A 10,889-nucleotide genomic window follows, 5' to 3' on the forward strand; every position below is an offset into this window, starting at 1 on the left:
GTTCGAATCCTATATTCGCCACAAAAGCAAAATTTTCCAATAACAAGGGCGATTAGCTCAGTTGGTTCAGAGCACTTGGTTTACACCCAAGGGGTCATAGGTTCGAATCCTATATCGCCCACAAAAATCGGTTTTCATTTGAAAGCCGATTTTTTTGTTTTGTATAAAATCCCAATTATACATTTGCTCTTTGTAGAATACAATTAATAATATTCCGCAATACCAAAATTACTATAATCTATCAAGTCATTTATTGTCCAATTAAAATTTCAAGCATAATTATTCTACTAGACTCTGACATATTAAGGTATTCACATCATCATTTTGAACGCTTACATGTTTTTTTTACTCTTTCATCATTAAATAATGAGCTTTTACGGTAACCTAATTTGAATATTAATAGTATATTGCTTTGGTTTATGATAATAAATTCAAAAAAAACAAAAAAAAACAGTTTTTTTTCATCTTTTATTTATTTAATTTTCAATCACTTACACACAAAGTTGATATTTTTTTAATTTTTTTTCACTTTTTGAGGGTTACCTTTTTGCCATAAGAGGAATAAAGGGATAGAAAATATGGATTACACTACTGAAGCGATACTTGAGGGAATAAGTATGAGTAACAATGATGTATTAAATTACATCTACAAAAAATTCTTTCCAAGTATTCGCAATTTTATCGAGAACAATAATGGGAACGAGGAGGACGCACGCGATCTTTTCCAAGAGGCTATTATTGTAATCTATCGTAAAATGAAAAAAGAACCACTGGTTCTTAGTTGTAACTTTAAAACATACATCTATTCCATTTGCAGACTTTTGTGGTTAAAGCAACTTGAAAAGAAAAAGAACAGTAATGAAATCAATTCGGAAGGAGTTCTGGATAACCGATTAGACGAAGCTTCTGAGACTTATGACCAAACTGAGAGGTATCGACTATATCAGAAACACTTTCAAAAACTTGGCCCGGATTGTAAAAAAGTTCTTCAACTTGCTTTAGACAAAATCTCACTAAAAGAAATTGCCGATATAATGGGCTATAAGAGTGAGAAGTATGCAAAGAAAAGGAAACATCAGTGTAAACAAATGCTGATAGAGAGTATTAAAAGTGATAATGAATTTAAAGAAGTATATGATGAGTGATATGAATTTTGACCGTATTGAGGATTTCCTAGATGGTGGTTTATCTGAGGACCAGCTTAAGGAATTTGAGAAAGACCTTCTGAATGATCCAGACTTACAAATGGAGTTGGATTTACATCAAGAGGTTGACGAGGCCATAATGGAAAATGACATTATGGACCTAAGAAGCAAACTAGAGGCGATAGAAACACCTCCAAAAGAACAAGAGAAGCGTAAATTTAAATATCTAACCAAATGGAATATTGTTGCAGCTTCATTAGCTCTATTTATTGGTCTAGGTAGCTTAATGTTCCTTGTAAATAACAAGAGCTCTTATTCGAACGAAAAAGTATATAGTAATTACTATAAGCCATATAAAATGGTAGTAAATACTCGTTCCGCTGATGCTAATATAGATAATATGCTTGTTACAGCATTAAAAAGTTACGAAGCCAGAGATTATCATACCGCTTTAGCGCTTTTTAAGCAAATTTTAGACAAGGATAGTACAAATATCACGAGTAACTTTTATTCAGGTATTTCTAACTTGGAAATTAACGAATATGGTAAAGCGAATAAGAATTTTACAAGAGTTATAAAGCACAAAAACAACTTGTTTATAGAACAATCCGAATGGTACTTGGGCTTTTGTTACTTAATGACTAACGAAAGAGATAAAGCCATTAAGCAGTTTAATACCATTGCTCGAGGAAATAGTTTCTATAAAGCAAAAGCTCAGGAAATTCTAAGTAAGTTGGAATAGATTACACTCATTCATTAACACATATACAAAGCCGTTCAATTAGATTGAGCGGCTTTCTTTTTTTTGTATAAAATGTACATTAATACAGTAAGTATTCATGAATCGAACAATCGCATTTGGAGTACCGCTTAAATAATTTTTAAGTAATTTCAAGCAATAAGAAAATTCTTCCTCTCTTCCCAAAGTCCACGTACCTATAAATAAATTACTAGTACCTTGATTTAAATAGCAATTTTAAGGAAGATTGTGATAGGAGTAAAATCACATTAATTCTCGGCATAAATCAAAATAGTTGATAACCTGGATAACTATCTACCTCTTAAAATCAAAAAAGTCTGAAACAGTGTCTCAGACTTTAAAAATATCTTATTAAGCAACTTTTCTTTTAATTCTTCTTCTGAATACAACAAGAACTAATAATACTAAACCTCCAAGTCCCATATAAACCAAATTATTTTTAAGATCGAAATCGTATAGTGGTTGAACATCACCCATGGTTACATATCCCGACCAAAAATACGGATGAGATTTAAGTGGATCTGCAGTTTCTAAATACTTTAATTTAGCCTGGCGCAAAGATTCATCCTTATATAATCCTTTTGATAGATATGAATAAAAATTGGTCATCAAATTAGACCCTGTCTGGTCTTCAACTGTCCATAAAGTCATAATAATACTTGGACAACCTGCATAGAAGAATCCTCTGGCCAAACTCATAACCCCTTCTCCTTTCAGAAGTTTACCATCACCAGTATTACAAGCACTAAGAACTACCATTCTAGCATTAAAATTCATGTTATAAATTTCATGCGTATTTAATAATCCATCCTGAACTGTATCATTTGTTTGAGTAAAAACCAGTTTTGAATACATTGGATTCTCATCATCTATAATTGTATGCATTGCAAGGTGTAGAACATCATAACCATTTGCGTGATCCTTAAAATTTTGTTCGGTTGCAAGTTCATCCAGGTATAAATCACCTTCCATTACATTCGAAATATTATTGACTTCTTCTTTAGTGTATGGCAAAGGATATAATTTATCTCTGTATGCTCTTTCCGTGTACAAAATTGAATCATCAATTCCATTGTATGAGGGTGCAAAAGCCAAAACTGATTTACTTGTAGTGAAACTAAATCCTGCAGGTTCTATTGAAAAACCAATTGTTGCCGAGTTCTGATAAGTTATTGTATTAGATTTGATTAAATAATCTAAATCCCTATAATTCATCCGATTAGTATCAGCTTCATGTCTAATTAAAACACCAAATGGAACATAAGCCATTTTTCCATCTGGAACAATAATTAGTTTCTTATTTTGTATTTGCTTACTATGAGGAGCTATAAAAGTTTGATATAAATTAAAAGCTGATTTAGTATATCGTTGATAATACTCAGAACTATTCTCTGCAAAATCATTGGTTTTTAAGGCACTCCTAACCTCTTCAATCTGATAGTCTAAACTATCAGAATTGATCTCTTGTTTCGTTATCTCAAACGAATCTGAGGTAATAATGAAGGTGAAAAGAGAAGAATCAGAAATAGAATACTCAATTAATATGTCATTCGAAGATAATTTTGATTGAAGCTCTGACATTTCAATTGTACTATTCTTATATTTAAGTTCGTAGTACTTGGGATAATCTTTCTCAAAACGAAGTACCATTTGGTTATAACTTTCATTCAATTGGAATAATTTTCCTTGCCACTCAGTGATCTTATCTCGATCTGATTTTATCTTTTTTCTTTCCTCGTAGATCTTTTCACGATAGCTAGCAATATCCTTTCTTAACCGTTGCTCTTCCTCTTGTAATTCCACAGGAATTCCACCGATATTCTTGGCATTAATATCATTTAAAGAAGACATTAAACTGGCAGCTTTAGAGCGTTCTGCATATTTAAAGGCTCTTTCTTTATAGCTAATATCTTTAGTTAATCCGTACAATTGCACTGCAATTTCAATAGCAACTGTATAAGTATCTTTTTCATTCTGTGATAAAGCAAACTTACTTTGCTCATCCTGATAACCAATTCTGATTTTATCGATAATATCAAGGCATAAATCGTAGGTTTCCAAACTAAAATCTAAATCACTTATCCGAACTTTTTCATCATATAATTGTTTTAACCCCTTCGCTTTTCTTTTTAAAACCCTCAGAATAGAAATTTGTGGTTCTATTTCTTTAATTTTAGGGTTAGTATAAATTGTACTGTCAGAAAAATTATCTAGTTCAGAAATAATGGCTTTCTGATAATATTTTAACGAAGTAGTATTCTCCTTTTGTTCTCCATAAAAATCACCTATATTCATTAAGCAGTTTGCAACATCAGGGTGTTTAGTACCAAAATTACTTATATAAATGTCTGATGCAAGTTTAAAATACTTTAGTACATTTTGATCATTCTTAATTTCATTCTGAAAAATTCCATAGTTTAAGTATAAAGAACCCAACCTGTAATGATTCTCATCTCCTAAGTCTTTTATATTATTAATACTTTTAAGATAAAAATAATCAGCCTCTTTATAATTTTTTAATTGCTTATAACAGTTTGCTATTCCATTTAAAGTTGAGGATATATCTTTCTCTTTAGCGTATTTTTTAATTTGTAAAGATTTTTTGTAAAAATCTAAAGCAGTATTGTATTCTTTTCTGTTATAATGGATGTTCCCAAGATTATTATTTATTTGTTGAAGATATCTAGAATTACTATTACCAATTAGTGATAAGGCCTTCTCATAATAACTTTGCGCTTTGAATAAATCGAATAAGTCATGATAAATATTTCCTACATTAACATAGATAGGTACAAGTTTAGCAGATTCTAGACCATAATTCTCTATAGTAAACTTCTCGGCTATATTTAAATATTTTAAAGCATCATTTCTTTTGCCTAATCTTTTTTTAATCACCCGAAAATTAACATAAGTTCGATAAATCATATTTTTATCCTTAACCCCACCATTTTCAATAGTTTGAGTTGCATTTTGGAAAGATTGTACTGCATATTGAAATTCTCTCGCCTGATAAAATTTTAATGCTCTATTAACTTGATTCACAAGAATGGAATCTGGAGTTAAATTTTCAACATTTTGATCTTCAATGAAAATAGATGTAAGTGCTAAATTCTTGTTTTCGCCTGCCAGCAAAACAAGTAAAAGAGAGAAAAGCAGAACTTTTTTTAGATTTTTTTTCACGCTCAAGTAGTTTTTCTTAATCTTCTTAGAAACAATGCTTTATATACGCAGTCTTTCCTAAAAGGATTTAAATATATACAGTTTTTTTCACTTTTTTTAAAAAAAACATTCAATCTCAGGGTTACCTTTTTCTAAAAAGCGGAATAAAGGGGTGTAATTATTTTCTTAAAAACTAAAAAAAAGACCCAATAGCAATGAAAAATTTTGAAGTATTAAACACTAAAGACTTAAAAAACATTAAAGGTGGTTATCAAGACAAGTCTATTTGTGACGATATCCTTGTTTAACCATACTCGACCCAAGTAATCCAAATTTTCCAAAAAGTATTTTCCTAGTTAGTAACGACCAAATAAAAATAGCAATGAAAAATTTTGAAGTATTAAACACTGAAGACTTAAAAAACATTAAAGGTGGTTATCAAGACAAGTCTATTTGTGACGATATATTGGTTTAAAAAAAAATTTGAATAAGTAGATGGTATTTTTTATATTTACTACTCTCTTATCCAATTCACTATGAACACCTTTGAAGAATTAACAATTCAGGAGTTAGACAATACGCTTGGTGGTTATCAAGACAAGTCAATAAATGACGATATTTTAGTCTAACAAATTCCCATAATATATTTTAGTAATACTATCTATTAAAGATGTATTAGATTAAGTCTTGTTGTATAGGCTTAATAAAGAACTGTTATAAGTTAAAGACAAATTCATTTAAATGGAGAAACGTCCTACATATAAAGAATTGCAACGACAATTAGCAGAAGCACGTGCTCAGCTTGAAAAGACCGAAAAGCTGAAGGATGCATTTCTTGCCAATATGTCGCATGAAATTCGAACACCTATGAATGCAATTGTAGGGGCATCGGAACTTCTTCGTGATGATTCTCTTTCGAAAGAGGATCGAAATGAATTCACAAAAATACTGTCATCGAGCAGTAAAGAACTTTTGGATCTATTCAATAGAATCCTTGAACTATCGCAATTAGAAAGCGGAGCATTGGAATACAACGAATCGGAAGTTGAAGTACACGATTTATTGGTTACGTTGTATTCAGCCTACGGGCAAAAAATTAACATGAGCGGTAAAAATTTGGTATTAAACTATACCGAAGATTTACATGAGAATAAAATATTTACTGATCAGAAAAAATTAACTAAAGTCCTGTCTTATCTTCTGGATAATGCACTAAAATTTACCAATTCAGGAGAAATTGATTTTGGCTGTGCAATTCAGGACAGACACAATATTCTTTTCTATGTAAAAGATACTGGACCTGGAATAAGCGATCAGGAACAAGCTAAGATATTCAATAAATTTACTCAGGTAGACAATTCATATACCAGAGAACATTCAGGTGCTGGTTTAGGATTAAGTATCAGCAAAGAATTGGTTGAATTTCTTGGAGGCAAATTGTACATCGATTCAAATTTAGGTGATGGTTCTATTTTCTATTTTACCATACCATTTAAATTCTCTGAATCAAATCTTGTACTAAAAGAAAAAATTGAAGCTATATTGAAACAAAATATTAACGAAATATATTCATCGTCTAATACTCGAAAGAATATTGCTATTTAGGAAAATAACTAGGGATGTTAAAAGGAGCTTGCTGGTCACAAGCTCCTTTTTCTATTTTGTTTTAAGAGATATTTCTTTGTAATTGATAATAACATCGAGTACCACAGCTAAAATCATCAAGTTGAACTTTTGATCTGATTTAGTAAAAATCAACATACAAGCTACAAGCATGAAAAGAATTCCAATAATTTTTATTATTTCTGAAAATTTTAATTGCTTGACCTTTTCTAAATTCAAATTAAAAATCCTGTAAATTATATTTAAACCAACACCGGAAGCCAACATTGCTATTCCATATGATTCGGCTTGTAAAATAAAAAGAGCACCAACAATAATTAACACCGTTGCGAGCGTATAAAGAATTGATAAAAATCGTTTCATTTTTAAGTATTTCTAGAAAAGTAATTCAGGATCGTTAAAATTGTTTTTCCCAAGATGCGAATAAGCTAATGGAGTAACTTCTCTTCCTCTAGGAGTTCGCTTAATAAATCCTTCTTTAATCAAGAATGTTCATAAACCTCTTCAATTGTTCCACTATCCTCTCCAACTGCTGTCGCAATTGTTGAAATTCCAACCGGTCCTCCACTAAATTTATCAATAAGCGTATTTAGAATTCTATTATCCATCTCATCTAAACCATGCTTATCAATGTTTAAAGCTTCTAATGAAAATTTGGTAATTTCTATGTCTATAGATCCATTTCCTTTTACCTGTGCAAAATCTCTTACTCTACGTAAAAGTGCATTTACAATACGGGGCGTTCCTCTACTTCTTGACGCAATTTCTCCAGCTGCTTCATGTGTTATCTCAACATCCAGAATACTTGCGCTACGTTCTACTATTTTTGATAAAACAGGTAGGTCGTAATATTCAAGATGACAATTGATACCAAATCGGGCTCTTAAAGGTGAAGTTAATAATCCGGAACGGGTAGTTGCACCAATTAAGGTAAAAGGATTTAATTCCAATTGAATTGATCGTGCTGCAGGCCCTTTATCAATCATGATATCTATTTTGAAATCCTCCATTGCGGAATATAGATACTCCTCAACAATTGGACTTAACCTATGAATCTCATCAATAAATAAAACATCATTGGGTTCCAAGTTGGTTAATAATCCAGCAAGATCACCTGGTTTATCAAGTACTGGCCCTGAAGTAACTTTTAATCCAACGCCCAATTCGTTGGCAAGAATATTTGATAAAGTTGTTTTTCCTAGCCCAGGAGGTCCATGAAGCAAAACATGATCTAAAGCTTCCTCGCGCATTTTTGCAGCTGCAACAAATACATTTAGATTCTCAACAATTTTCTTTTGCCCACGGAAATCTGAAAACTGAAGTGGTCTTAGTTTATTATCTAATTCTTTTTCTTTATCCGAAAAATTATGACTTCGTATGTCCAGGTTATCATCCATGCGACAAAAATAATCTGAAAATCTTTAATTCGAGTAGAAAACTTTACTCAAATGCAAACAATGCTTGTTAGAAACTTTTGAAAATATCCAGAATTGGTACTTATAAACCTAGATTTGTTAAAACCTTAAATAAATGGTCTACATCGAATGGTTTTGACAAATGGGCATCCATACCATTCTCTAAACATTTTTCTTCGTTAGCGACCATTATATCGGCTGTAAGAGCAATAATTGGAACGTGTCCTTGACCATTTTCAATTCCCCTTATGATTTTCGTGGCTTCTAATCCGTCCATTTCTGGCATCATGACATCCATCAGAATAAAATCATAGTTTCCCTCTTTGTACATATCGACAGCTTCCAAACCATTATTAGCAACATCGATTAAATAACCATATCGCTTTAAAGTAAATTTAACTACAGTTTGATTCAATTTGTTGTCTTCAACAAGAAGTATCGAATAATTTTTACTTTCCCAACTCATTCTCTTCAGTGTGGATTTTCTATAGTCTGCAAGATAACAAAATCATTGAAATAATTAAGTAAACATACCTAACAATTCACAGTTGAATTTTATTCCTGAATTTAGACCTTATTACAATTATCAACACTCATATTATTAATATTAATTTTTTTAAAATTTCTAAAAAATAAGATGATTATTATATCCTGTTAATAATGTTGGTAAGAGAGCATGAATTTTGTTGTTTTTTTAGTAGAAAAAAGTCTAATAACACGATATGAACAGGTGTTGTTAATATAGGAATTCTGTAAATCAATAGGATGCATACTTTATAAACTTCTTGTTAATAACTTTAGTTTTTGATAATTTAATCCTGTTCGGATATTAACAGCTTGTTGAAAACTGGTTGAAACCTTTAATAACACTGGTAAAAAATAAAATTGGTGGCTGAGAAATATTTTTCTATACAGATATAATCTTGTTAGTTCCAAAGAATACTTTGTAAATTTTAATAAGGAAAAATCAACAGTATGTTAACTGAATGTGAACAAATCTGTTCATAAACGAAAAGACTATAGCTAAATTATTCTTTTATAGATAGATGTGTTTCAACAATTAATTTAATAAATGACTTTAGATAAAATGTGGGGTTTTGAACTTGGAAAATTGGACATTTTGAAAACAACTCATATAATTTACTTAGTTTTGTACTCCAAAATTAACTTGAACAAAAACCACATAAAGGCATAATGTCTTTAATAATTTTAATAAGATGAAAAAACTAAGAATTGCATTAGCTGCTGATCATGCAGGATTTCAGTTTAAAAATGAATTGGCTGAAATTTTGAAGGCAGAAGGATATGAAGTAAAAGATTTTGGTACTAATTCTGAAGAAAGTATGGATTATCCTGATACAGCTCATCCATTAGCTGAAGCTGTTGAAGCAGGTGAGTTTGATTTTGGTTTTACTCTATGTGGAAGTGGAAATGGTATTACCATGACTGCTAACAAGCACCAAAAAATTCGTGCAGCTTTGTGTTGGACCGCAGAAATTGCAGGTTTAGCAAGATCGCATAATGATGCAAATGTGTGTGGTATTCCTGCTAGATTTATTTCATTTGAAGAAGTGAAAGAGATTGCTAAAACCTTTCTAAATACTGAATTTGAAGGAGGCAGACATCAGAAGCGAATTGACAAGATTCCTTTGTAAACTTAGGCTTCTTGAATAATAAGAATCATAATAAATAAGGAATTAAAGAATTAAAGATGCGTAATTAGTTGTAATTATTGTTATCTTTGACCTGATTGTTAGATAAATGTGGAGTAAAAATAAAAATTAAAGATGTTATCGAATACTTGTAAATATGCAATTCGCTCAGTAATTTATTTGTCGATAAATGCAAAAGAAGGCAAAAAAATAGGAATAAAGAAGATATCAGAGGAGCTGGAAATTCCAACACCATTTTTGGGAAAAATTTTACAAAGCCTTGCAAGACAAAAGTTACTTACATCAACAAAAGGGCCTCATGGTGGATTTGGAATGGGTAAGGATCCTAGTGAAATCACCTTGATGAATATTGTTGAAATAGTGGATGGATTGGATATGTTTGAAAATTGTTTAATTGGAATTCGTCCATGTAAGTCTGATGATAAAGCACAAGCAGCTTGTCCTGTTCACAATCAGTTTGGACATATTAGAAAACAGATTTACGATTTGTTTAAAGGAAAAACAATAGGTCAGTTGATTACCGAAATGGAAAATGCGAATGAGTATATTACTCTATAAGATTTTCTTTAGAAAAGATATTTCACTAAAGGGCTTGCGATTCAATAGTAAGTCCTTTTGTTTTTTTATCCAAGGATAAAGTAAAATAGCAACAATTGCCCCAAGAATATCTGCCGCTAAATCCATATAATCACCACTACGATTTATAAAGTAATTTTGCTGTAAATATTCTATTGCACCACCATAGACAGCAACCAAAAATACTATAATCAGAATTATTAGAGATTTTTTCAGTTTGGTTTGAAAACTTAACTCTGCCATCAAAAAAATTCCCATAATAAAGAACATTCCAAAGTGAACAAGCTTGTCGAAATGGGGAATATGAATGGCAGATGTTTTAGGTAAATCATTGCCTGGAATAGAACACAAAATAAATATAATTATTGCCCAAATAATATTTCGCCAGAACAATTTTCTCTTCATAAATTTATGCATATCGATAATAGTTGCTCAAAGTTAGCAAGCTATTTTTAGTTTTCAAGTTTATGGTATAAATATGTTTGAATCAATACGCTATTGATCTATTTAGCAGAATTTCGTAATTTGAATATTATTT

Annotated in this window: 12 protein-coding genes and 1 tRNA gene; 7 read left to right on the forward strand and 6 right to left on the reverse strand. The window is 30.8% G+C overall.

Annotated features, from left to right (window positions below):
* The first annotated feature begins 46 nt into the window (after positions 1–46).
* From JCM15579_RS16150 to JCM15579_RS16160, 3 genes are all read left to right on the forward strand, one after another.
* Positions 47–121 (forward strand) — tRNA-Val (locus JCM15579_RS16150).
* A 457-nt stretch (positions 122–578) separates the two neighbouring features.
* Complete coding sequence (locus tag JCM15579_RS16155) at positions 579–1,145, forward strand: RNA polymerase sigma factor (protein WP_054721661.1); 567 nt, start codon at positions 579–581, stop codon at positions 1,143–1,145.
* Positions 1,117–1,887, forward strand: a complete 771-nt coding sequence (locus JCM15579_RS16160) for a tetratricopeptide repeat protein (protein WP_054721663.1) — start codon at positions 1,117–1,119, stop codon at positions 1,885–1,887. Before JCM15579_RS16155 ends, JCM15579_RS16160 begins: the two co-directional genes overlap by 29 nt.
* 369 nt (positions 1,888–2,256) lie before the next feature.
* Here the strand turns inward: JCM15579_RS16160 and JCM15579_RS16165 are convergent, their stop codons facing one another.
* The gene (locus tag JCM15579_RS16165) at positions 2,257–5,085 is read right to left on the reverse strand and encodes a CHAT domain-containing protein (RefSeq protein WP_054721664.1); all 2,829 of its coding nucleotides are present in this window, start codon (positions 5,083–5,085) and stop codon (positions 2,257–2,259) included.
* A 194-nt stretch (positions 5,086–5,279) separates the two neighbouring features.
* Between JCM15579_RS16165 and JCM15579_RS22345 the strand changes: the two genes are divergently transcribed.
* Positions 5,280–5,372: a bacteriocin class II family protein gene (locus tag JCM15579_RS22345; protein WP_083464727.1), complete on the forward strand. Its 93-nt coding sequence runs from the start codon at positions 5,280–5,282 to the stop codon at positions 5,370–5,372.
* Between the two features lie 433 nt (positions 5,373–5,805).
* Positions 5,806–6,669, forward strand: coding sequence for a sensor histidine kinase (locus JCM15579_RS16170; protein WP_054721666.1), 864 nt, complete (start codon positions 5,806–5,808; stop codon positions 6,667–6,669).
* 51 nt (positions 6,670–6,720) lie between these two features.
* Here JCM15579_RS16170 and JCM15579_RS16175 read toward each other — a convergent pair whose 3' ends face one another.
* From JCM15579_RS16175 to JCM15579_RS16185, 4 genes are all read right to left on the reverse strand, one after another.
* Positions 6,721–7,050: a hypothetical protein gene (locus JCM15579_RS16175; RefSeq protein ID WP_054721668.1), complete on the reverse strand. Its 330-nt coding sequence runs from the start codon at positions 7,048–7,050 to the stop codon at positions 6,721–6,723.
* Positions 7,051–7,062: 12 nt separating this feature from the next.
* On the reverse strand, positions 7,063–7,173 hold the full coding sequence (locus JCM15579_RS22435) for a Holliday junction DNA helicase RuvB C-terminal domain-containing protein (RefSeq protein WP_444543030.1): 111 nt from the start codon (positions 7,171–7,173) through the stop codon (positions 7,063–7,065).
* The gene (gene ruvB / locus JCM15579_RS16180; protein WP_262493536.1) at positions 7,170–8,084 is read right to left on the reverse strand and encodes a Holliday junction branch migration DNA helicase RuvB; all 915 of its coding nucleotides are present in this window, start codon (positions 8,082–8,084) and stop codon (positions 7,170–7,172) included. Before ruvB ends, JCM15579_RS22435 begins: the two co-directional genes overlap by 4 nt.
* A gap of 100 nt (positions 8,085–8,184) precedes the next feature.
* On the reverse strand, positions 8,185–8,568 hold the full coding sequence (locus JCM15579_RS16185) for a response regulator (RefSeq protein ID WP_054721669.1): 384 nt from the start codon (positions 8,566–8,568) through the stop codon (positions 8,185–8,187).
* A 751-nt stretch (positions 8,569–9,319) separates the two neighbouring features.
* Here JCM15579_RS16185 and rpiB point away from each other — a divergent pair.
* Entirely contained in the window at positions 9,320–9,757 is a 438-nt protein-coding gene (gene rpiB / locus JCM15579_RS16190) for a ribose 5-phosphate isomerase B (RefSeq protein ID WP_054721671.1), read from the forward strand.
* A gap of 132 nt (positions 9,758–9,889) precedes the next feature.
* A complete protein-coding gene (locus tag JCM15579_RS16195) occupies positions 9,890–10,333 on the forward strand; it encodes an RrF2 family transcriptional regulator (RefSeq protein ID WP_054721673.1) in 444 nt (147 codons plus the stop codon).
* On the opposite strand, the gene JCM15579_RS16200 is transcribed toward JCM15579_RS16195, so the two are convergent.
* Positions 10,328–10,756, reverse strand: a complete 429-nt coding sequence (locus JCM15579_RS16200; RefSeq protein WP_157471522.1) for a VanZ family protein — start codon at positions 10,754–10,756, stop codon at positions 10,328–10,330. The genes JCM15579_RS16195 and JCM15579_RS16200 overlap by 6 nt on opposite strands.
* Positions 10,757–10,889 lie beyond the last annotated feature (133 nt).

The sequence above is a fragment of the Marinifilum fragile JCM 15579 genome (genome assembly GCF_001310955.1).
GTDB classification, from domain to species: Bacteria; Bacteroidota; Bacteroidia; order Bacteroidales; family Marinifilaceae; genus Marinifilum; species Marinifilum fragile.